At 72.9% G+C, this 21,721-nt stretch carries 22 protein-coding genes and 1 pseudogene; 6 read left to right on the top strand and 17 right to left on the bottom strand.

Annotation, left to right across the window (positions count from 1 at the left end; translation table 11 throughout):
- Window positions 1-13 precede the first annotated feature (13 nt).
- Both LFA75_RS17250 and LFA75_RS17245 read left to right on the top strand, forming a co-directional pair.
- Window positions 14-1,579, top strand: coding sequence for a DNA polymerase Y family protein (locus tag LFA75_RS17250; RefSeq protein ID WP_225234829.1), 1,566 nt, complete (start codon window positions 14-16; stop codon window positions 1,577-1,579).
- 30 nt (window positions 1,580-1,609) lie between these two features.
- Window positions 1,610-5,035, top strand: a complete 3,426-nt coding sequence (locus LFA75_RS17245; RefSeq protein ID WP_225234828.1) for an error-prone DNA polymerase — start codon at window positions 1,610-1,612, stop codon at window positions 5,033-5,035.
- A gap of 9 nt (window positions 5,036-5,044) precedes the next feature.
- Here the strand turns inward: LFA75_RS17245 and LFA75_RS17240 are convergent, their stop codons facing one another.
- On the bottom strand, window positions 5,045-5,818 hold the full coding sequence (locus LFA75_RS17240; RefSeq protein ID WP_225234827.1) for an enoyl-CoA hydratase-related protein: 774 nt from the start codon (window positions 5,816-5,818) through the stop codon (window positions 5,045-5,047).
- Window positions 5,819-5,881: 63 nt separating this feature from the next.
- Between LFA75_RS17240 and LFA75_RS17235 the strand changes: the two genes are divergently transcribed.
- Window positions 5,882-6,607 carry a YqjF family protein gene (locus tag LFA75_RS17235; RefSeq protein ID WP_225234826.1) on the top strand — a complete coding sequence of 242 codons (726 nt, stop codon included), beginning with the start codon at window positions 5,882-5,884 and terminating at the stop codon, window positions 6,605-6,607.
- Between the two features lie 70 nt (window positions 6,608-6,677).
- On the opposite strand, the gene LFA75_RS17230 is transcribed toward LFA75_RS17235, so the two are convergent.
- Window positions 6,678-8,669, bottom strand: a complete 1,992-nt coding sequence (locus LFA75_RS17230) for a protein meaA (RefSeq protein WP_225234825.1) — start codon at window positions 8,667-8,669, stop codon at window positions 6,678-6,680.
- 98 nt (window positions 8,670-8,767) lie between these two features.
- Here LFA75_RS17230 and LFA75_RS17225 point away from each other — a divergent pair, with 98 nt between their 5' ends.
- Window positions 8,768-9,094, top strand: coding sequence for a hypothetical protein (locus LFA75_RS17225; RefSeq protein ID WP_225234824.1), 327 nt, complete (start codon window positions 8,768-8,770; stop codon window positions 9,092-9,094).
- Window positions 9,095-9,103: 9 nt separating this feature from the next.
- Here LFA75_RS17225 and murA read toward each other — a convergent pair whose 3' ends face one another.
- Complete coding sequence (murA, locus tag LFA75_RS17220) at window positions 9,104-10,396, bottom strand: UDP-N-acetylglucosamine 1-carboxyvinyltransferase (RefSeq protein ID WP_225234823.1); 1,293 nt, start codon at window positions 10,394-10,396, stop codon at window positions 9,104-9,106.
- A 39-nt stretch (window positions 10,397-10,435) separates the two neighbouring features.
- On the opposite strand from murA, the gene LFA75_RS17215 reads away from it, so the two are divergent.
- Window positions 10,436-11,044: a cob(I)yrinic acid a,c-diamide adenosyltransferase gene (locus tag LFA75_RS17215; protein WP_225234822.1), complete on the top strand. Its 609-nt coding sequence runs from the start codon at window positions 10,436-10,438 to the stop codon at window positions 11,042-11,044.
- A gap of 4 nt (window positions 11,045-11,048) precedes the next feature.
- Here LFA75_RS17215 and LFA75_RS17210 read toward each other — a convergent pair whose 3' ends face one another.
- From LFA75_RS17210 to LFA75_RS17150, 13 genes are all read right to left on the bottom strand, one after another.
- Complete coding sequence (locus LFA75_RS17210) at window positions 11,049-11,459, bottom strand: DUF2550 domain-containing protein (protein ID WP_225234821.1); 411 nt, start codon at window positions 11,457-11,459, stop codon at window positions 11,049-11,051.
- A gap of 34 nt (window positions 11,460-11,493) precedes the next feature.
- Window positions 11,494-11,886, bottom strand: a complete 393-nt coding sequence (locus LFA75_RS17205) for a F0F1 ATP synthase subunit epsilon (RefSeq protein WP_225234820.1) — start codon at window positions 11,884-11,886, stop codon at window positions 11,494-11,496.
- 103 nt (window positions 11,887-11,989) lie between these two features.
- Window positions 11,990-12,259, bottom strand: coding sequence for a hypothetical protein (locus tag LFA75_RS17200; RefSeq protein ID WP_225234819.1), 270 nt, complete (start codon window positions 12,257-12,259; stop codon window positions 11,990-11,992).
- Between the two features lie 279 nt (window positions 12,260-12,538).
- A complete protein-coding gene (gene atpD, locus LFA75_RS17195) occupies window positions 12,539-13,981 on the bottom strand; it encodes a F0F1 ATP synthase subunit beta (protein ID WP_225234818.1) in 1,443 nt (480 codons plus the stop codon).
- 74 nt (window positions 13,982-14,055) lie between these two features.
- A complete protein-coding gene (locus tag LFA75_RS17190; RefSeq protein WP_225234817.1) occupies window positions 14,056-15,018 on the bottom strand; it encodes a F0F1 ATP synthase subunit gamma in 963 nt (320 codons plus the stop codon).
- Between the two features lie 3 nt (window positions 15,019-15,021).
- Complete coding sequence (gene atpA / locus LFA75_RS17185; protein WP_225234816.1) at window positions 15,022-16,659, bottom strand: F0F1 ATP synthase subunit alpha; 1,638 nt, start codon at window positions 16,657-16,659, stop codon at window positions 15,022-15,024.
- A gap of 81 nt (window positions 16,660-16,740) precedes the next feature.
- Window positions 16,741-17,574 carry a F0F1 ATP synthase subunit delta gene (locus LFA75_RS17180; protein WP_225234815.1) on the bottom strand — a complete coding sequence of 278 codons (834 nt, stop codon included), beginning with the start codon at window positions 17,572-17,574 and terminating at the stop codon, window positions 16,741-16,743.
- Window positions 17,574-18,158: a F0F1 ATP synthase subunit B gene (locus tag LFA75_RS17175; protein WP_225234814.1), complete on the bottom strand. Its 585-nt coding sequence runs from the start codon at window positions 18,156-18,158 to the stop codon at window positions 17,574-17,576. Before LFA75_RS17175 ends, LFA75_RS17180 begins: the two co-directional genes overlap by 1 nt.
- A 46-nt stretch (window positions 18,159-18,204) precedes the next feature.
- Entirely contained in the window at window positions 18,205-18,432 is a 228-nt protein-coding gene (gene atpE, locus LFA75_RS17170) for an ATP synthase F0 subunit C (RefSeq protein WP_055765746.1), read from the bottom strand.
- Between the two features lie 82 nt (window positions 18,433-18,514).
- Window positions 18,515-19,318, bottom strand: coding sequence for a F0F1 ATP synthase subunit A (atpB, locus tag LFA75_RS17165; protein WP_225234813.1), 804 nt, complete (start codon window positions 19,316-19,318; stop codon window positions 18,515-18,517).
- A gap of 26 nt (window positions 19,319-19,344) precedes the next feature.
- Window positions 19,345-19,728, bottom strand: coding sequence for an AtpZ/AtpI family protein (locus LFA75_RS17160; RefSeq protein ID WP_225234812.1), 384 nt, complete (start codon window positions 19,726-19,728; stop codon window positions 19,345-19,347).
- A 14-nt stretch (window positions 19,729-19,742) separates the two neighbouring features.
- Window positions 19,743-20,255 (bottom strand): hypothetical protein, encoded by a 513-nt coding sequence (locus LFA75_RS17155; RefSeq protein ID WP_225234811.1) that lies wholly within the window; start codon window positions 20,253-20,255, stop codon window positions 19,743-19,745.
- Window positions 20,252-20,734, bottom strand: coding sequence for a hypothetical protein (locus tag LFA75_RS17150; RefSeq protein ID WP_225236128.1), 483 nt, complete (start codon window positions 20,732-20,734; stop codon window positions 20,252-20,254). The genes LFA75_RS17155 and LFA75_RS17150 overlap by 4 nt, the downstream gene beginning before the upstream one ends.
- A gap of 9 nt (window positions 20,735-20,743) precedes the next feature.
- On the opposite strand from LFA75_RS17150, the pseudogene LFA75_RS24330 reads away from it, so the two are divergent.
- Window positions 20,744-21,049: pseudogene (locus LFA75_RS24330) on the top strand (IS982 family transposase); the annotation flags it as partial.
- Between the two features lie 19 nt (window positions 21,050-21,068).
- Here the strand turns inward: LFA75_RS24330 and LFA75_RS17140 are convergent.
- Window positions 21,069-21,710, bottom strand: coding sequence for an L-threonylcarbamoyladenylate synthase (locus LFA75_RS17140; protein WP_225234810.1), 642 nt, complete (start codon window positions 21,708-21,710; stop codon window positions 21,069-21,071).
- Window positions 21,711-21,721 lie beyond the last annotated feature (11 nt).

Genomic DNA, 21,721 nt, shown 5'->3' with positions numbered 1-21,721 from the left:
TGAGCAAGACATCGTGAGCAGGACGTTGGTGCTGTGGTGCCCGGACTGGCCGGTCACCGCGGCCCGCCAGGCCGCCGGGTCCCCGCCGGACCGACCGGCCGCGGTGCTGGAGGCGGGGCGGCTGCTCGCGGTCTCGGCCGCGGCCCGGTCCGTCGGGCTGCGCCGGGGCCTGCGGATCCGGGGGGCGCAGTCGCGCTGCCCCGAGCTCGTGGTCTTCCCGCACGACCCCCGGCTGGAGGCCCGGGCCTTCGAGCCCGTGCTCGAGGCCGTGGAGTCGGTCGCGCCCGGGGTGCAGGTCGTGCGGCCGGGCACCTGCGCGGTCCGGGCCGGCGGGCTCAGCCGCTACCTGGGCGGGGAGGCCGACGCGGCGGCCGCGGGGCTGGGCAGCGTGGCCGACGCCGGGGTGCCCGGCGCCCGGGCGGGGGTGGCCGACGGTCCGTTCGTCGCCGAGCAGGCCGCCCGGACGACGAACGGGACCGCACCGCGCACCCGGGTGGTGGACCCCGGGGCGGCGGCGTCGTTCCTGGCCGGGCTGTCGGTCGAGGTGCTGGGTCCGCTGCTGGGCGACCCGGCGGCCGTGGACCTGCTGCGCCGGCTCGGGCTGCGCACCGTGGGCGCCTTCGCCGAGCTCGACGGCAGCGTCGTGGCTGCCCGGTTCGGCGCCGACGGGGTGCGGGCGCACCGGCTGGCCCGGGGCGTCGACGAGCAGCGGCTGCAGCGCCGCGAGGCACCCCCGGAGCTGACCCGGGTCGTCGAGTTCGACCCGCCGCTGGACCGGGTGGACCAGGTGGCGTTCACCCTGCGGTCCACCGCCGACGCCTTCGTCGCCGCGCTCGCCGCGCAGGTGCTGGTCTGCACCGGGCTGCGGGTGGAGACCCGCGACGACCGCGGCGGGCTGATCACCCGCACTTGGCTGCACCCCCGGTTCTTCACCGCGGCCGACGTCGTGGACCGGGTGCGCTGGCAGATCGGCGGCGGCGGTCTGGCCGGCCCGGTCGCCCGGGTGGACCTCGTGCCCGAGGACGTCGTCCCGCACGGCGAGCAGGCCGACGGCCTGTGGGGCGGGGCGCCCGACGAGCAGCTGCACCGGGCGCTGACCCGGATGCAGGGCCGGCTGGGCCACGCCGCCGTCGGCACGGCCGTCGTCGGCGGCGGCCGGGGCCCGGTCGACCGGCTGACCTTCGTGCCCTGGGGCGACCGACCGCTCCCCCGCCGCGCCGGTGACCGGCCGTGGCCCGGGCAGCTCCCGCCGCCGTTGCCGACCACGGTGCTGCCCCGGCCCGTGGGCGCGCTGGTGGTCGGCCCGGACGGCGCCCCCGTCGCCGTCGACGAGCGCGGCGTGCTGTCGGCCGCCCCGACCCGGCTGCGGATCTCCGGTGACCGACCGCGGGAGGGCTGGCCGGCGGACTGGCAGCCGATCCAGGCGTGGGCCGGCCCCTGGGCGGTCGACGAGCGGTGGTGGGAGGACGACGCCGCCGGCCGGATGGCCCGGTTCCAGGTGGTCGGCGTGGACGGCAGTGCCTGGTTGCTGCTCGTCGACGACGACGCCCGCTGGTGGGTGGAGGCCCGCTATGACTGACCCCCGCGGCACCGAGCAGGAGCACCCCTGATGGGCTGGCAGAACCCCCCGATCCCGTGGTCGGAGCTGGAGCGCACGCTCTCGGACCGGCACCGGCCCGGCGCACCGGTCGCCGGGGACGGCGGCGACAGCCCGGCCTGGTCGCGCAAGCGGCAGCCCTACGCCCCGCCGCCCGAGCTCCTGCTGCCGCAGCCCGAGCGCCCGGTCGTGCCCTACGCCGAGCTGCACTGCCACACCAACTTCAGCTTCCTGGACGGCGCCAGCCACCCCGAGGAGCTGGTCGCCGAGGCGGTCCGGCTGGGCCTGCACGCCCTGGCCGTCACCGACCACGACGGCTTCTACGGCGTGGTCCGGGCCGCCGACGCGGCCCGGACCCACGACCTGCCCACCGTGGTCGGGGCGGAGCTGTCCCTCGGGCTGCCCGGCCCGCAGCAGGGCGTGGCCGACCCGGTGGGCAACCACCTGCTGCTGCTGGCCCGCGGCGCGGTGGGCTACCACCGGCTGGCCGCGGCGATCACCGAGGCCCAGCTGCGCGGGGAGGAGAAGGGCCGGCCGGTCTACGACCTGGAGGAGCTCGCCGCGGCCGGCGCCGGGGACTGGCTGGTGCTCACCGGCTGCCGCAAGGGCGCCGTCCGCACCGCGCTGGCCACCGGCGGGCTGGACGCGGCGGCCGCCGCGCTCGACCGGCTGGTCGCGCTGTTCGGCCGGGACCAGGTGGTGGTCGAGCTGTTCGACCACGGCCACCCCACCGACAGCTGGGCCAACGACGCCGTCGCCGGGCTGGCCGCCCGGGCCGGCCTGCCCGTGGTGGCGACCGGGAACGTGCACGTGGCGACCCCAGCCGGACGGCGGCTGGCCGGTGCGCTGGCCGCCGTCCGGGCCCGGCGCTCACTGGCCGAGATGGACGGCTGGCTGGCCGCCGCCGGGGCCGCGCACCTGCGGTCGGGGGCGGAGATGGCGACCCGGTTCGCCCGCTACCCCGGGGCGGTGGCCCGGTCGGTGCAGATCGCCGACGAGTTGGCGTTCCCGCTGGAGGCCGCCAAGCCGAAGCTGCCGCGGATGGAGATCCCCGCCGGGCACACCCCGATGTCCTGGCTGCGCGAGCTCTGCCTGCGGGGGCTGGGCGACCGGTTCGGGCCGCCGGGCACCCGCTCCCCCGAGACCGAGCGGGTGTACGCCGACCGGCTGGACCGCGAGCTGGCGGTGATCGCCGAGAAGGACTTCCCGGGCTACTTCCTCATCGTGCACGACCTGGTCGCCGTCGCCCGGGAGAAGCGGATCCTCTGCCAGGGCCGGGGCTCGGCCGCCAACTCGCTGGTCTGCTACCTGCTGCACATCACCGCGGTCGACCCCGTGCGGTTCGGGCTCCCCTTCGAGCGGTTCCTGGCCACCACCCGCGAGGAGGAGCCCGACATCGACGTCGACTTCGACTCCGACCGCCGCGAGGAGGTCATCCAGCACGTCTACGCCAAGTACGGCCGGCGCAACGCTGCCCAGGTCGCCAACGTGATCACCTACCGGCCCAAGCTGGCCGTCCGCGACGTCGCCAAGGCGCTGGGCTACAGCACCGGCCAGCAGGACGCCTGGTCCAAGCAGGTCGAGTCGTGGGGGTCGGTGTCCACCACCACCGCCGACCACGACATCCCGCCGGCCGTGGTCGACCTGGCCGGGCAGCTGCTGGGCTTCCCCCGCCACCTGGGCATCCACTCCGGCGGCATGGTGCTCACCGACCGGCCGGTGGGCGAGGTCTGCCCGATCGAGCACGCCCGCAAGGAGGAGCGCACCGTGCTGCAGTGGGACAAGGACGACTGCGCATCGATGGGGCTGGTGAAGTTCGACCTGCTGGGGCTGGGCATGCTGGCCGCCCTGCAGTACTGCTTCGACCTGGTGGCCGGGCACACCGGTGAGTACCTGACGCTGGACACGGTGCCCAAGGAGGAGCCCGGCGTCTACGACATGCTCTGCCGGGCCGACTCCATCGGGGTCTTCCAGGTCGAGAGCCGTGCCCAGATGGGCACCCTGCCCCGGCTGCGGCCGCGGTCGTTCTACCACCTGGTCATCGAGATCGCGCTGATCCGCCCGGGCCCCATCCAGGGCGGGGCGGTGCACCCCTACATCCGCCGCAAGCTGGGCCAGGAACCGGTGACCTACCCGCACCCGCTGCTGGAGCCGGTGCTGGAGCGCACCTTGGGCGTCCCGCTGTTCCAGGAGCAGCTCATGCAGATCGCCCAGGCCGTCGGCGGGTGCAGCGGCGACGACGCCGACCTGCTGCGCCGGGCGATGGGCTCCAAGCGCGGCAAGGAGAAGATCGGCCGGCTCAAGGAGACGCTGTTCGCCGGCATGGCCTCCCACGGCATCACCGGGGACCTCGCCGACGACATCTACGCCAAGATCGAGGCGTTCGCGAACTTCGGGTTCGCCGAGAGCCACTCGATCAGCTTCGCGCTGCTGGTCTACGTCTCCAGCTGGGTCAAGCTGCACCACCCGGCGGCGTTCCTGGCCGCGCTGCTGCGCGCCCAGCCGATGGGCTTCTACTCCCCGCAGACGCTGGTCGCCGACGCCCGGCGGCACGGCGTGCAGGTGCACACCCCCGACATCCACCGGTCCGGGGTGCACGCCGACCTCGAGGCCCTCGACGCGGGGGCCACCCACCCGACCGGCGACCCGGCGTGCCTGTCCGCCGTCCACCCGCACCCCGGGGAGTTCGACCCCGAGGCGCCCTTCGACACCGACGACCACCGCCGGGACGGCGCGTTCGCCGTCCGGCTGGGGCTGGCCGGTGTCCGGTCGATCGGGGTGGACCTGGCCACCCGCATCGTCGCCGAGCGGGACGCCGCCGGGCCGTTCGCCTCGATGGCCGACCTGGCCCGGCGGGTCGGGCTGACCACGCCGCAGCTGGAGGCCCTGGCCACCGCCGGGGCGTTCGACCCGCTCGGGCTGTCCCGCCGGCAGGCGCTGTGGGAGGCCGGCCGGGCCGCCCGCGAGCGTCCCGACCGGTTGCCGGGCACGGCCGGCGACGAGGCACCGCCGGTGCTGCCGGGCATGAGCGGCGCCGAGCAGACCATGGCCGACCTGTGGGCGACCTCCATCTCCCCCGACAGCCACCCGGTGCAGCACGTGCGGGCGCACCTGGACGCCGCCGGGGTGCTGTCGGCCGCGGCACTGAGCTCGGCGGTGTCGGAGACCCGCGTCCACGTCGGCGGCGTGGTGACCCACCGGCAGCGGCCGGCCACCGCCGGGGGCACCACCTTCCTCAACCTCGAGGACGAGACCGGGCTGGTGAACGTGATCGTGTCGGCCGGGGTGTGGGCCCGCTACCGCCGGGTCGCCCGGGAGTCCGGGGCGCTGGTGATCCGTGGCCGGGTCGAGCGGAACGCCGGGGTGGTGAACCTGGTCGCCGACCGGATCGAGAAGCTGGCGATCACCGTGCAGACGGTGTCCCGGGACTTCCGGTGAGCCCGCGGGTCAGTCGGTCCACACCGCCGGGCGCTTGCCCAGGAACGCCGCCATGCCCTCGCGGGCGCCGTCGAGCTGGGACGCCGCGGCCATCGTCTGCACCGCCTGCAGGTAGGCGTCGGCCTCCGGCCGGTCCAGCTGGGCGTACATCGCCTGCTTGCCCCACGCCTTGCTGGCCCGCGAACCCCGGGTCGCCCGGTGGACCAGGTCGGCGACCGCCCCGTCGAGCTCGGCGTCGGGGACGACCCGGTTGACCAGGCCCCACTCCAGGGCGGTCGCCGCGTCGATGACGTCGCCGGTGAGCGCCAGCTCCATCGCGCGCTTGCGACCCACGTTGCGCGCGATGGCCACCATCGGGGTGTGGCAGAACCAGCCGCCCTTGCCCCCGGGGGCGGCGAAGCCCGCTGACTCCGCGGCCACCGCGAGGTCGCAGGAGGCGACCAGCTGGGCGCCGGCCGCGGTGGCCAGCGCGTGCACCCGGGCGACGACGACCTGCGGCACCTCGTGCAGCGTCTGCATCAGCTCGGTGCACAGCTCCAGCAGCGACCGGACCTCGGCCAGCGGCTTCTCGGCCACGTCGGCGAAGTCGTGGCCGGCGCTGAACACCGGGCCCTCGGCGGCGAGCACCAGCGCCGACGCGTCGGTGGCCCCCACCTGCCGGACCGCGGCCAGCAGCTGGGTCAGGTGCTCCCGGGACAGCGCGTTGCGCTTGGTGGGGCGGCACATGGTCACCGTGACGACGTCGTCCTGCCGCTCGACCCGCGGCGCAGCCAGCTCGCTCATGTGAGCGACCACACCACGGCTCCGGGCCGGTGTCGAGTCGCCGGGTGTGGGCACCCTGGGGGCGTGCACCCAGAACCGGTCACCCCCACCGCCCCGCGCCCGCTGACCTCGACGCTGTTCACCCAGGGCTGGCGCGACCTCGCCTTCCTGCACTGGGCGGTGGACCCCGACCTGGTCGCCCCGCACCTGCCGCCGGGCACCCGCCCGGACACCGTCGACGGCGCGACCTACGTCGGGCTGATCCCCTTCCGGATGCGCCGGATCGGCTTCTTCGGGCTGCCCGGCCTGCCCTACCTGGGCTCCTTCGCGGAGACCAACGTGCGGCTGTACTCCGTCGACGAGCAGGGCCGCCGCGGCGTGGTCTTCGCCTCGCTGGAGGCCGATCGCCTGCTCCCGGTGCTCGCCGCCCGGTGGGTGGCCCGGCTGCCCTACGTCTTCGCCGGCATGCGGGTCACCACGGACGGCGACGTCACCCGCTACACCTCCCGGCGCCGGTGGCCCGGGCCCCGCGGTGCGCACAGCACCGTCGCGGTCCGGGTCGGCGAGCAGATCGCCGACCCGGCGCCGCTGGACCGCTTCCTCACCAGCCGCTGGGGCCTGCACCGCGGTTTCCTGGGCCGCACCGCCTACTGGCCCAACGAGCACCCGGAGTGGCCGCTGCACCGCGCGGAGCTCGTCGAGCTCGACGAGGAGCTGACCGCCGCCGCCGGCGTCCCGGTCACCGGGGCGCCGGACAGCGTGCTCTTCTCCCCCGGCGTCGACGTCCGCTTCGGCCCCTGGACCAGGTGAGGTGCTGGAACGGCTCCCTCGCAGGGGCCCGCGGCGTGCGGAGCGCGTCGTGGGGGGCGAGGGGGTCCTTCTAGAGGTCGTTGGCCTCGCGGACGACGTCCACGATCTGGCCCATGATGTCGGTCATCCCGAAGTCCTTCGGGGTGAACACCCGGGCCACGCCCTGCTCCTTCAACCGCCGCGCGTCGGCGTCGGGCACGATGCCGCCGACCACCACCGGGACGTCGTCCAGACCCGCCGCGCGCAGGCCCTCGAGCACCGCGGGCACGACCTGCAGGTGCGAGCCGGACAGCACCGACAGGCCCACCACGTGCACGTCCTCCTCGACCGCGGCCGAGACGATCTGCGCCGGGGTCAGCCGGATGCCCTGGTAGACCACCTCGAAGCCGGCGTCCCGGGCCCGGACGGCGATCTGCTCGGCGCCGTTGGAGTGCCCGTCCAGGCCGGGCTTGCCGACCAGGAAGCGCAGCCGCCCACCGAGCTCCTCGCCGGTCGCCCGGACCCGCTCGCGGACGTCGGCCAGGGACACGTCGGCCTCGCCGGTGCTCGCGGCCGAGACCCCGGTGGGTGCCCGGTACTCCCCGAACACCTCGCGCAGCACCCCGGCCCACTCCCCCGTGGTGACGCCGGCGCGGGCGCACTCCAGGCTGGCGGTCATCAGGTTCTCGGTCGTGCCGGCCGCGGTGCGCAGCGCGTCCAGCGACGCGGCCACCCGGGCGTCGTCCCGGTCGGCCCTCCACCGGACCAGCGCCTCCTGCGCCGCGGCCTCCACGGCCGGGTCGACGGTCTGGATCGCGGTGTCCAGGTCGGCGGTGAGCGGGTTGGGCTCGGTGGAGGTGAACTTGTTGACCCCGACCACGACGTCGTCCCCGGACTCCATCCGGCGTCGACGCTCGGCCAGCGACCCGACCAGCTGGCCCTTCATGTAGCCCGACTCGACGGCCGCGACCGCGCCGCCCATCTCCTGCACCCGGGCGATCTCGGCCCGGGCGCCCTCGACGATCTCGGCGACCTTGGCCTCGACGACGACCGAGCCGGTGAACAGGTCGTCGTACTCCAGCAGATCGGTCTCGAAGGCGAGCACCTGCTGCAGCCGCAGCGACCACTGCTGGTCCCAGGGCCGGGGCAGGCCCAGCGCCTCGTTCCAGGCCGGCAGCTGCACGGCGCGGGCCCGGGCGTCCTTGGACAGCGTGACCGCGAGCATCTCCAGCACGATCCGCTGCACGTTGTTCTCCGGCTGCGCCTCGGTCAGGCCCAGGGAGTTGACCTGCACGCCGTAGCGGAAGCGGCGGTGCTTGGAGTCCTGCACGCCGTAGCGCTCGAGGGTCAGCTCGTCCCACAGCTGACCGAAGGCGCGCATCTTGCACATCTCCTCGACGAACCGGACCCCGGCGTTGACGAAGAAGGAGATCCGGGCGACGACCTCGCCGAAGCGCTCGGCCGGCACCTGGCCGGAGTCGCGCACCGAGTCCAGGACGGCGATCGCGGTGCTGATCGCGTAGGCGATCTCCTGCACGGGCGTCGCGCCGGCCTCCTGCAGGTGGTAGCTGCAGATGTTGGTCGGGTTCCACTTGGGCAGCGCGGTGACGGTGTAGGCGACCATGTCGGTGATCAACCGCATGCTCGGCGCCGGCGGGAACACGTAGGTCCCCCGCGACAGGTACTCCTTGACGATGTCGTTCTGCGTCGTCCCGGTCAGCGCGGCGACGTCGTGGCCGTGCTCCTCGGCGACGGCCTGGTACAGCGCGAGCAGCCACATCGCGGTGGCGTTGATCGTCATGGACGTGTTCATCTCGTCCAGCGGGATGCCGTCGAACAGCGCACGCATGTCGCCGATGTGGCTGACCGGCACGCCCACCTTGCCCACCTCGCCGGCGGCCAGCTCGTGGTCGGGGTCGTAGCCGGTCTGGGTGGGCAGGTCGAAGGCCACCGACAGGCCGGTCTGCCCCTTGTCCAGGTTGCGGCGGTACAGGGCGTTGGACTCGGCCGGGGACGAGTGGCCCGCGTACGTGCGCATGACCCAGGGGCGGTCGCGGTCCTTCGGCGCTGAAGGGTTCGGCATGTCCGCGGAGTGTAGGGCTACCGGCCGGTAACCACGATGTCGAACAGCTCACGCGGTGGCACACTCGGGGGCGGTCCACCGACGGGGAGGAGACCGCTGTGCCCATCGATGCGGGCAGCCTGCACTACGCGGTCGGCCCGGCCATCGCGTTCCTGGTGCTCGTCGTCCTGGCGGTGTTCCTGCGCTGGGCGTTCGCGTCCAGCAGCCCGAAGCCCACCAAGCGGCCCTCCGCCGAGGACGGCCTGCTCACCCGGGTCGCGACGCTGACCCGCAAGGAGTCCGCGCTCGCGCTGCGAGCGGTGCTGTCCGACGCCGGGATCCGCTCGACGATCCGGTACCCGGCCCCGCACCGCGCCGACGTCCTGGTCTTCCCGGAGGACGCCGGCCGCGCCCGCGCCCTGGCCGGCACCTTCCAGAACGGCTGAGCCGGCCGCTCAGGTGTCGCGGTCGCGGTGGGTCCGCTCGATCGTGGCGCCCAGCCCGCGCAGCTGCTCCACGAAGTCGGGGTAGCCGCGGTCGACGTGGTGCACGTCGGCCACCTCGGTGACCCCGTCGGAGCACAACCCGGCCAGCACCAGGCCGGCACCGGCCCGGATGTCGGTGGCCAGCACCGGTGCGCTGGACAGCCGCTCCCGGCCGCGGACCACGGCGTGGTGGCCGTCGATGCGCACGTCGGCGCCCAGCCGGACCAGCTCGTTGACGAACATGAAGCGGCCCTCGAACACGTTCTCGGTGATCAGGGCGGTGCCGGTGGACACCGCGGCCAGCGCGACGGCCATCGGCTGCAGGTCGGTCGGGAAGCCGGGGAAGGGCAGCGTGACGACGTCGACGCAGGTGGGCCGCTCGACCATCGCCACCCGGACGCCGCCCTCGACCTGCTCGACGGTCGCACCGGCCGCGCGCAGCTTGTCCAGCGCCACCGACAGGTGCTCGGGGGCTGCGCGCTCGATCACGACGTCGCCCCGGGTCATCACCGCACCGATCGCCCAGGTGCCGGCCACGATGCGGTCGGGGACGGTGGTGTGGGTGACCGGGTGCAGCTCGGTGACGCCCTCGACGGTGATCGTGGAGGACCCGGCACCGGAGATCTGCGCGCCCATCTCGCTCAGCATCTGGCAGATGTCCACGATCTCGGGCTCGCGCGCGGCGTTGTCCACGACCGTGGTGCCCTCGGCCAGCACCGCGGCCATCACCAGGTTCTCGGTGGCGCCGACCGACGGGAAGTCCAACCAGATGGAGGTGCCGATGAGCCGCGGGGCGGTGGCGATCAGGAAGCCGTGCTCGCTGCGCACGGTGGCGCCCAGCCGCTCCAGGCCGGCCACGTGCATGTCCAGCCCGCGGGAGCCGATCGCGTCGCCACCGGGCAGCGCCACCTTGGCCTGCCCGCAGCGGGCCACCAGGGGGCCCAGGACGCTGATCGAGGCCCGCATCCGGCGCACCAGGTCGTAGTCGGTCTCGCTGGAGGGCATCTCCGGGACGTCGACGACGACCCGGCCACCGCCCCCGCCCCGGCCGTCGGTGTAGCGCTGGAACTCCACGCCGCAGCCCAGCCGGCGCAGCACCTCGCTCATGATCGTCACGTCGAGGATGTCGGGGACCTCCTCGATCGTTGTCCGGCCGCTGGCCAGCAGCGCCGCAGCCATCAGCTTGAGCGCGCTGTTCTTCGCGCCGGTCACCCGCACCCGTCCGCGCAGCGACGTCCCGCCGGTCACCTCGAAGCAGTCCACCGCTCCACAGTAGGAGACCACCCCGCATACGCTGCGGGCATGACCGTCCGGCTCACCCGCATCTACACCAAGACCGGCGACGCCGGGCAGACCCACCTGGGCGACATGAGCCGGGTGGCCAAGACCGACGTCCGGCTGGCCGCCTACGCCGACGTCGACGAGACCAACTCGGTGCTCGGCCTGGCGCTCGCGCTGGGGTCACCCCCGGCGCCGCTGGCCGAGCTGCTGCGCAGCGTGCAGAACGCCCTCTTCGACGTCGGGGCCGACCTGTGCACGCCGATCCCCCCGAACCCGGAGTACCCGCCGCTGCGGATCACCGCCGCCTACACCGAGCGGCTGGAGGCGGCCTGCGACGAGCACAACGAGCAGCTGCCCAAGCTGAACTCGTTCATCCTGCCCGGCGGGACGCCGCTGGCCGCGTTCCTGCACCAGGCGCGCACCGTCGCCCGGCGGGCCGAGCGCCGGGTCTGGGCCCTGCTCGAGGCCGACGCGGAGCGCACCAACGAGGAGACGGCGAAGTACCTCAACCGGCTGTCGGACCTGCTGTTCATCCTGTCCCGGGAGGCGAACCCGGGCGGTGACGTGCTGTGGGAGCCCGGCGCGCACAGCGGCGCCCACGCCCAGCGGGCGGCCGCCGCGCAGGAGTAGCGGGTCAGCGGCCCAGCGGCGGCGAGGACTCGATCCAGGACAGGAAGCCGGTCACCGTCGAGGGGTCCATGGCCAGCTCCCGGGGGCCGCCGCCGGTGCGGCAGATCAGCACCTGGCTGTCGGCGGGCACGGCACCGTCCTCGACGGTGGGCCGCCGCCGGCCCTCGACGTGGAACTCCGTGCGGCACAGCCGCTGGGTCGGGCGGACCGACAGCGAGAGCGCCGGGTACCAGAGCAGTTCCTCACCGGAATACCAGGCGACACCGACGGACCAGCGGGGTGCACCCACCGGGCGCAGCCACATGGTGACGGCGCCCAGGCCGCTGAGCAGGAACCGGCGGCGCAGCAGGAACGTCGCGACCAGCGCGACGACCAGGACCGCGACGAGGACCAGCAGCACGGTGCTCAGCGCCACGGGCCCCGGTCCTCGGTCGTCGCGGTCGCGGGTCTCAGGCGGCCTGGCCGGCGGCGCGGAGGCGGGACTGGGCGCGACGGGCGGCGGCGAGCGCCTCCTCGTCGTCGTCCGCGGCGCCCTCTGCCCGGCTCAGCGCCTGGCGGGCCCGCTCGACGTCGATCTCGGTCGCGATCTCGGCGGTCTCGGCCAGGATGGACACACCCTGCTCGGTCACCGACAGGAACCCACCGTGGGCGGCGACGACGAGGTCCTCGCCGCCGTCGACGCGGATGGTGACGACGCCACCGGGCGCGAGCTCACCGAGCAGCGGCGCGTGGCCGGGCAGCACGCCGAGCTCTCCCTCGGTGGTCCGGGCGATCACCATCGTCGCCTCACCGGACCAGATCTTGCGCTCCACGGCCACGAGCTCGACCTGCAGGGTCGCCACGACACTCCTCGGGGTCCGCCGGTCGAACCGGCGAGCTGGTCACCTCGCGGTGACGGATCGGTCTCCAGCATACGGGCCCGGGCGGGCCGGCCCGGCGCGGGCGTCAGCCCCGGCGGTAGAGCAGGGTCCAGCGGCCCAGGCGGACCAGCGGGCGGCGGACCGTCGAGCTCGGTGCCCACTCGGCCATGTCGAAGCGCGGGACGTCGGCCGGCGGGGGCGGCGCGTAGGGCGGCCAGCACCAGTCGGACTCGTCACCGGTGCCCAGGGACGCCAGCGGACCCGACGGGTGGTCCTCGGTCGGCGTCCCGGCGGGGGTCAGCATCGGCTCCGCGCCGGCGACCGGGGTCGCTGCGAGCTGCGGGCTGTCGTCCACGCTGTCTTCTCCTGCCGCGCACCGGGGTGCCTCGGTGCTCCTTGCGATGATCATCGGACGAACGCTGCCCCGCGCCGAGCGTTGACGGCGATGTCCACCCGAACGGGTGGGGTGGGTCAGCGGGAGATCGGCCACGCCGCACCGCGTCGCCCTCGACGGCGATCATAGTGGGACTCCGGCGACCTGCCCGACGCAGGTCGAACCGCCCTCGGACACCCGGGACGACGACGGCCGGCCACCCCGCGAGGGGTGACCGGCCGTCGGTCGGTGCTGGTGGAGCTACTTCTTGAGCTTGGCGGCGTTCGCCTCGAGGTCCTCGAGGCCACCGCACATGAAGAAGGCCTGCTCCGGCACGTGGTCGTACTCGCCCTGGGTCAGCGCCTTGAACGCCTGCAGGGTCTCGGTCAGCGGCACGTAGGAGCCCGGCTGCCCGGTGAAGGCCTCGGCCACGAACATGTTCTGGGACAGGAAGCGCTCGATGCGACGGGCCCGGTTCACGGTGACCTTGTCCTCCTCACCGAGCTCGTCGATGCCGAGGATCGCGATGATGTCCTGGAGCTCCTGGTAGCGCTGCAGGATCCGCTTGACCTCCGACGCCGTGTCGTAGTGCTCCTGCCCGACGTACTGGGCGTCGAGGATCCGGCTGGTGGAGTCCAGCGGGTCCACGGCCGGGTAGATGCCCTTCTCCGAGATGGGCCGCGACAGGTTCGTCGTGGCGTCCAGGTGGGCGAAGGTGGTGTGCGGAGCCGGGTCGGTGATGTCGTCGGCGGGCACGTAGATGGCCTGCAGCGAGGTGATGGACCGGCCTCGGGTCGAGGTGATCCGCTCCTGCAGCTCGCCCATCTCGTCGGCCAGGGTCGGCTGGTACCCCACGGCGGAGGGCATGCGGCCCAGCAGCGTGGAGACCTCGGACCCGGCCTGGGTGAACCGGAAGATGTTGTCGATGAAGAGCAGCACGTCCTGGTCCTGCTCGTCGCGGAAGTACTCCGCCATCGTCAGGGCCGACAGGGCCACCCGCAGACGCGTGCCCGGAGGCTCGTCCATCTGGCCGAAGACCAGCGCGGTCGAGTTGATGACCCCGGACTCGGTCATCTCGGTGATGAGGTCGTTGCCCTCACGGGTGCGCTCGCCGACACCGGCGAACACCGACACGCCACCGAACTCCTGGGCGACGCGACGGATCATCTCCTGGATGAGGACCGTCTTGCCGACGCCGGCACCGCCGAACAGGCCGATCTTCCCGCCCTTGATGTAGGGCGTGAGCAGGTCGATGACCTTGATGCCGGTCTCGAGCAGCTCGGTGCGGCCCTCGAGCTGGTCGAACTTGGGTGCGTGGCGGTGGATCGTCCAGCGCAGCCCGTCCTCGCCGTAGCCGGGGGTGTCCAGGCACTCGCCGAGCGCGTTGAACACGTGGCCGGTCACCTGGTCGCCGACCGGCACCGAGATGGCCGAGCCGGTGTCGCGCACCTCGGCGCCGCGGACCAGGCCGTCGGTGGGCGCCATCGAGATGGTGCGGACGACGTTGTCACCCAGGTGCTGGGCGACCTCGAGGGTCAGCGTCTTGCCCAGGTCGGCGAGGGTGACGTCGACCTTGAGGGCGTTGAACAGCTCGGGCATCGAGTCCCGGGGGAACTCGACGTCGACGACCGGGCCGGTGACCCGGACGACGCGGCCGGAGCCGGTGGTCTCGCTCGTGCTCGGACGGTCCTCGGTGAGGGTCATCGCTGCTTCTCCTGGCTGGTGTGGGGCGCGCTCGACTGCGTGGTCTGTCGCGTCTGAGAGGTGGTCGTCACGGGTCAGATGTCCGACCCGCTGGACACGAGGGCGTCGGCGCCGCCGACGATCTCGCTGATCTCCTGGGTGATGCCGGCCTGGCGGGCCGCGTTCGCCTGCCGGGAGAGGTTCTTGGCCAGCTCCTCGGCGTTGTCCGAGGCGGACTTCATCGCCCGGCGGCGGGAGGCCGACTCCGACGCCGCGGACTCGAGCATCGCGGCGTAGATGCGGGTGCTGATGTACTTCGGCAGCAGCGCGTCCAGCAGCGACTCGGCGGAGGGCTCGAACTCGTACGAGGTCGGGATGTCGGTCGACCTCTGACCGGCTGCCGCGTCCTCGCGCTCGTGCTCGAACTCCTCCACCTCCTCCACCTCGAGGGGAGCCATCCGCTTGGCCACGGGCACCTGGGCCAGCAGCGAGCGGAACTCCGTGTAGACGATGTGCAGCTCGTCGACGCCGTCGATGCCGTCGGCGTTGCCCTGGTCGTCGTCCTCACCGGCGGTGAAGGCCTTGATCAGGGTGCTGCCGACCGCCTGCGCGTCGGCGTAGCCGGGCTGCTCGGAGAAGCCGGTCCAGGTCTCCTCGACCGCACGGTCGCGGAACCGGTAGTACGTCTCGCCCTTGCGGCCGACGACGTAGAGCACCGGGTCCTTGCCCTCGCTGCGCAGCAGGCCGAGCAGCTCCTCGGTACGGCGCAGCACGTTGACGTTGTAGGAGCCGGCGAAGCCGCGGTCGGAGGTGATGACCAGCACCGCCACCCGACCCGGCTTCTCCCGCTCGGTGAGCAGCGGGTGGTCCAGGCTCGCCGAGGACGCCAACGCCGAGAGCACCTTGGTGATCTCCCGGGCGTAGGGCTTGGAGGCCTCGACCCGGTTCTGGGCGCGCACGATGCGGGCACCGGCGATCAGCTCCTGGGCCGAGAAGATCTTCTTCGTCGACCGGGTGGAGCGGATGCGGCGCCGCAGCGCGCGGAGGGAGGCAGCCACGGGTCAGGCCTTCTTCTTGACCTGGACGCGCTCCTGGCCGCGCTGCGACGCGTCCATCGCCTCGACCTCGGGCTCGTTCACCTGCAGCGACTCGCCGTCGCTGGTCGTGAACTGGCCGTAGAAGGCCTCCACCGCGGACTCGAGGTTCCCGACGGTGTCGTCCTCGAGCTTCTTGGAGTTGGCGATCGCGTCGAGCACCCCGGAGTCACCGCGGGACAGGAACTCGAGGAACTCGCCCTCGAAGCGGCGCACGTCGGGCACCGGGACGACGTCGAGCTTGCCCCGGGTGCCCAGCCACAGCGAGACGACCTCGCGCTCGAGGGAGAACGGCGCGTACTGGCCCTGCTTGAGCAGCTCGACCAGGCGCTGACCGCGGTCCAGGGTGGCGCGGGAGGAGGCGTCCAGGTCCGAGGAGAAGGAGGAGAAGGCCTCCAGCTCGCGGAACTGGGCCAGGTCCAGGCGCAGGCGACCGGCGACGGCCTTCATCGCCTTCGTCTGCGCCGAGCCGCCCACGCGGGACACCGAGATGCCCACGTTGATGGCCGGGCGGACACCGGAGTTGAACAGACCGGTCTCCAGGAAGATCTGGCCGTCGGTGATCGAGATGACGTTGGTCGGGATGTACGCCGAGACGTCGTTGCCCTTGGTCTCGATGATCGGCAGGCCGGTCTGCGACCCGCCGCCGAGCTCCTCCGACAGCTTCGCGCAGCGCTCCAGCAGGCGGGAGTGCAGGTAGAAGACGTCGCCGGGGTAGGCCTCGCGGCCCGGGGGACGACGCAGCAGCAGCGACACCGCGCGGTAGGCCTCGGCCTGCTTGGACAGGTCGTCGAACACGATCAGGGTGTGCTTGCCCTCGTACATCCAGTGCTGGCCGATGGCCGAGCCGGTGTAGGGGGCGATGTACTTGTAGCCGGCCGAGTCCGAGGCGGGCGAGGCGACGATGGTCGTGTACTCCATCGCGCCGGCGTCCTCCAGCGCGGCCTTGACCCCGGCGATGGTGGAGCCCTTCTGGCCCACCGCGACGTAGATGCAGCGGACCTGCTGCTGCGGGTCACCGGTCGCCCAGGCGGCCTTCTGGTTGATGATCGTGTCGATCGCGATCGCGGTCTTGCCGGTCTGGCGGTCGCCGATGATCAGCTGGCGCTGGCCGCGGCCGATCGGGGTCATGGCGTCGATGGCCTTGATCCCGGTGGCGAGGGGCTCGTGCACCGACTGGCGCTGGACCACCGAGGGGGCCTGCAGCTCCAGGGCGCGGCGCTCGGTGCTCTGGATGTCGCCGGCGCCGTCGATCGGCACGCCGAGGGGGTCCACGACGCGGCCGAGGAAGCCGTCGCCGACCGGCACCGAGAGCACCTGGCCGGTCCGGCGGACCGTCTGGCCCTCCTCGATCGCGGCGAAGTCACCCATGACCACGACGCCGACCTCGCGCACGTCGAGGTTCAGGGCCAGGCCACGCACGCCGCCCTCGAACTCCAGGAGCTCGTTGGTCATGACCGAGGGCAGGCCCTCGACACGGGCGATGCCGTCGCCGGCCTCGGTGACGGTGCCGACCTCCTCGCGGGAGACATCGGTGTCGTAGTCGGTGACGTAGTTCTGGATGGCACTGCGGATCTCGTCCGCGGAGATCGTGAGCTCGGCCATGGCCCGGGTGTCCTCTTCCCTGCTCAGGTGCTGTCTGGGGTGGTGCGGTCGGTGGTCGGCCTGCTCGGCCGACCGGGCGGCTCAGCCGGCGAAGCGCCGGCCGGCAGCTTCCAGCCGGTGCGCGATGCTGCCGTCGACGATCTCGTCGCCGACCCGGATGACCAGGCCGCCGATGATCGCCGGTTCGACCTGGACCTGCAGGCCGATGGTGCGCCCGTAGGTCCGCTCGAGGATGGCGGTCAGCCGCTGCTGCTGGGCGGCGTCCAGCTCGACCGCGCTGGTCACGTGCGCGACCGACTGGCCGCGCCGCGCCGAGGCCGCCTCGGAGATCCGCTCGACGGCGTTGGCCGCGTTGTGCACGTGCTGGCTGGTCAGCGCGTTGCGCACCAGCCGCTCGGTGATCGGCGAGACCTTGCCGGCCAGCAGCCGGTCCAGCAGCGCCGTCTTGCCCTGGCGGTCGGCAGCGGGGTCACCGAGCAGGCGGGCCAGTGCGGCGTCGCCGTCGATGATCCGGCCGAACCGGAAGAGCTCGTCCTCGACGGTGTCGAGCTCCCCGCGGGCCTGCGCCGCGTCCAGCGCGACGTCGGTGGCCAGCGTCTCGACCGCCTCGACCAGGTCCAGGGGACGCGACCAGCGCTGGCGGGCCACGGTCTGCACCACGTCCAGCGCGCCGTCGCCGATCTTGCCGCGCAGCAGCCGGTCCGCGAGGCCGGCCCGGTCGTCGGGCCGCACGGACGCATCGGCCAGTGCCCGCCGGAGCGAGACCTGACCGCTGAGCACGTGGGCGACCGAGAACAGGTCGTCGGCCAGCCCGAGCAACGCCTGGCCGTCGGCCCGGCTGCCCTGCTGCGACCCGGTCTGCAGACCCAGGCGCTCGCGCGAGGTGGCGAGCGCCTCCCGGCTGGCCGCCTGCATCAGCGGTTGCCCTCGGGCGTGTAGACCGTGCTGCCGCCGGTGCCGGTGGCCGGGGTGGACGACGACATGGCGTCCAGCTCGTCCATGAACCGGTCCACGGTGCCGCGTCGACGGGCGTCGTCCTCGAGGGACTCCCCCACGACCCGGCCGGCCAGCGTGACCGCCAGCGAGCCGATCTGCCCGCGCAGCTCGTTGACCACCTGCTGGCGGGAGGCAGCGAGCTGCTCCTCGCCGCGGGCGACGATGCGGGCGGACTCCTCCTGGGCCTGGGTGCGCAGCTCCTCGAGGATCTGCTGGCCCTCGGCCCGGGCGGCGTCGCGGATCTGCGCGGCCTCGGTGCGGGCCTCGGCGAGCTGGGCGCGGTACTGCTCCAGCGCGGCCTTGGCCTCGGCCTGGGCGGCCTCCGCCCGCTCGATGCCGCCCTCGATGGCGTTGCGTCGCTCCTGGAACGTCTTCTCGATGATCGGGAAGACGAACTTGATGACGACGAACGCCAGGATCGCGAACGTGATCAGCCCGACGATGATCTCGCCGACGGGCGGCAGCAACGGGTTGGGTTCGCCCTCAGCAGCGAAGAGATTCACCTGACGTCACCTCCAACGGGTCTCGTGGACGATCCCTGGGAAGGGATCAGGAACCGAAGATGAAGGGGACGACCAGGCCGATGAGCGCGAGCGCCTCGGACAGGGCGGCACCGAGGAAGGCGTAGGTACGGGTCAGACCGGCGGACTCGGGCTGGCGCGCGGTCGCCTGGATGTAGGCGGCCCACACGATGCCCACACCGATGCCGGGGCCGATGGCGGCGAGGCCGTAGCCCACCGAACCGATGCTGCCGGTGAGCTCTGCCAGAACGTCCATTGCGGGGTGTTCCTCCTGTGTCGGTCACCCGGGATGGTCCCGGGTGGCTGGCGGGGTGGTGCGTCTGTGGATCGAGCAGGCCTCAGTGGGCCTTCTCGACGGCTCCGTTGAGGTAGGTGGCGGTCAGCACGGTGAAGACGTAGGCCTGCAGCACGATCACCAGCACCTCGAAGAAGGTCATGAACAGTGCCATGAGGAAGCTGAACGGCGCGAAGATGACCGAGTAGTTCTCGTCGAACTTGCCCAGCAGGTAGACCGTGCCGAGCGAGAAGACGACGAGCAGCATGTGTCCGGCGAAGAGGTTCGCGAACAGACGCACGGCGAGCGTGAACGGCCGGATGATGAACATCTGCAGCAGCTCGATCGGGGTCACCAGCAGGAGGAACGGGATCGGCACCCCCGATGGGATCGCCACCTCCTTGAGGTAGCCGCCGAGGCCCTTGTTCTTGATCGAGACGACGTTGTAGAGGATGTAGACCAGGATCGCCAGCACCAACGGGTAGGCGAACTTGCTCATCGGCGAGATCTGGAAGAACGGGATGATGCTCATCGCGTTGTTCGCCAGGATGAAGAAGAACAGCGCACCCAGGAACGGCACGAAGGGCTTGTACCGCGGGCCGATGACGTCGCGACCCAGGTTGTCCCGGACGAGCGAGTAGCCGCTCTCCATCAACCACTGCGCCTTGCGGGGCACGATGGTCGGGTTGCGCGTGGCCAGCACCATGAAGAGCAGGATCGCCGCGGTGGCGATGAACGAGATGATCGTGATGCGGGTGATCGTGAAGTCGATGCCGAGCAGCGAGAACTCCGCCAGCGACGGCGGGTAGAACTCCTCGATGGTCGGCGACACGAAGCCGCCGCCAGAGTCGCTCTCGACTGCGAGCACGCTCGCGAGCGCGTGGGCGCTGGAGGTCACCGGTGTCCCTTCTGCGTCACTTCTTGCGCCCGTGGCCGGCTCCGTCGTCCGCCCGGGGTCCTGCGGTAGCTCGTGTAGCTCTTGGAGCTGATCTTGCTGTAGCTCGTGGTGCTGATCGACACGGGCTGGTCGGTGGCTCCGCCGTACTTCGTGACCACCAGGTAGATGGCCGAGGCGAGCCCGAGCAGCATGCCGATCACGACGAACACGCGGGTGTCCAGCCACCGGTCCAGCAGCCAGCCGGCGCCTCCCCAGACGATCAACCCGGACAGCAGGGTCCCGGTGATCCCCCACCCGATGTCGGCACCGCTGGGGTGCGCGTCGTCGGACGAGGAGGGGTGACGGCCGCGGCCACCGTTCTTCGTGGAGGCGATGTCCATCGATTCGGACACTATCAGCCGCCTGTGCGACCCTGACCGGGGTGTTCTACAGCTCGTGGCAGAACTGCCGGATCGGGTGATGCGGCCGGCGGTGCGGGCGGGGTCGTGTAGTACAGCTGGCGGGTCCACACCCACCGCGCCTGGACCCCGCTCCACACCAGTGCGCCGACCAGCACCGCCCAGGCGGTGGCCACCCGGTCCGGGGTTCCGTCGGCCGGCAGGGCCTGCAGCAGGGTGGCGAACCCGATCACCTTCACCACGAAGGCGCCCAGGGCCGCGGGCAGGGTGAAGGAGTCGTCGATCTTGCCGGCCCAGGCGATGGCGTAGCCGGACAGGCAGAAGAAGGCCGTGGTGATCGCGGCCCCGAGGACGACGCCGAGGGCGGCCGCCCACCCGGCGGTCAGGCCGACGACCGGCACGGCCACCGCCGCGAGACCTCCGGTGACGAGCGCGCCGACCCGCAGGAAGGACAGGTCCCAGGGCCCGGCCGCGCTGCGCGGTCCGCGGCGGACGGCGGGCTGGGTCATCGGGGTGCTCCGGTGGGGTCGGGGGCGCGGGTGGGCGTTCCTGCCCGTGACGGTACGGCGCCCACCTGACCGGACCGGGCGGGCCGCCGTCCCCACCGGCGACCGGCCCGGGCGACCCGGGTCTCCGAGGCGGCCACCGACGCCGCCGTCCGCTCGGCCCGCCGGGCCCGCGGGCTGAGGACGACGACGACCCCCACCACCAGCAGCGCCCCGATCACCACCAACACCTCGACGGTGCCGCCGGAGATGGACAGCGCGATGGCGCCGAAGCTCAGCAGCGCCGCCCAGAAGTACATGATCAGGACCGCACGCCGGTGCGAGTGCCCGATCGACAGCAGCCGGTGGTGCAGGTGCATCTTGTCCGGGCTGAACGGGGACTGGCCCTTGCGGGTGCGCCGCACGACCGCGAGCACCAGGTCGGTGAACGGGATGAAGAGCACCGCCAGCGGGACCAGGAGGGGCAGGGCCAGCGGGAGCACGCTGGCCGNAAGGGCTACATCTCCGCCGAACTGGACGACTACCTGCACGCCCGCGGCGCCGACCTACTGCGCCCCTCCTACCGCAACCGCCCACCACGCCCCGGCCAGCACCTGCTCAAACCGGTCCGACAACTGGTCGAATCGGTCTTCGACACCCTCAAAGGCCAGCTCGACCTGGAACTCCACGGCGGTCGCACCCTCACCGGTGTCACCGCACGCATCGCTCAACGACTGCTGGCCCTGACCGCCGCGATCTGGCACAACCGCGCCACCGGCCAACCAGTCACAAGATCACTGATCGCCTACGACCACTGATCCAATCGGACTTACTCATCTAGTCGGTGAGGGTGGGGACGACCTCGCGGAGCCGGTCGACCTCGACGGCCCCGACCCGCAGCACCCGGGGGTGGTCCCCGGTGCAGTCGACGATGGTGCTCGGTGCCCCCACCTCGCGCGGGCCGTCGTCCAGGACGACCGCGGCGTGCTCGCCGAGCTGGTAGTCCGCCTGCGCGGCCGAGGTGGCCGCGGGCCGGCCCGACCGGTTCGCGCTGGAGACCGCCAGCGGCCCGGTGCGCCGGAGCAGCTCGCGGGTGACGTCGTCGTCGGGCAGCCGGACGGCGACCGTGCCCTGCGACTCCCCCAGGTCCCACGACAGCGTCGGGGTGTGCTCGAGCACCAGGGTGAGCCCGCCGGGCCAGAACTCCCGGGCCAGTGCATGGGCGTCGGGCGGCACGACGGTGACCAGGCCGGCCAGCGTGGAGGCCTCGGCGATCAGCACCGGCACCGGCATGTTCCGGCCCCGGTTCTTGGCCGCCAGCAACCGGGCGACCGCCTCGGGGGTGAAGGCGTCGGCCGCCACCCCGTAGACCGTGTCGGTGGGGAGCAGGACCAGCTCGCCCCGGGAGAGCGCGGCAGCGGCGGCGGTGATGCCCGCGGCGCGCTGCTCGTCGTCGGTGCAGTCGTAGACGTCGGCCACGGCGGCCAGTC

The sequence above is a fragment of the Klenkia terrae genome (assembly GCF_900491935.1).
Lineage (GTDB): Bacteria > Actinomycetota > Actinomycetes > Mycobacteriales > Geodermatophilaceae > Klenkia > Klenkia terrae.
This window is presented reverse-complemented; position numbering and strand designations above follow the sequence as displayed.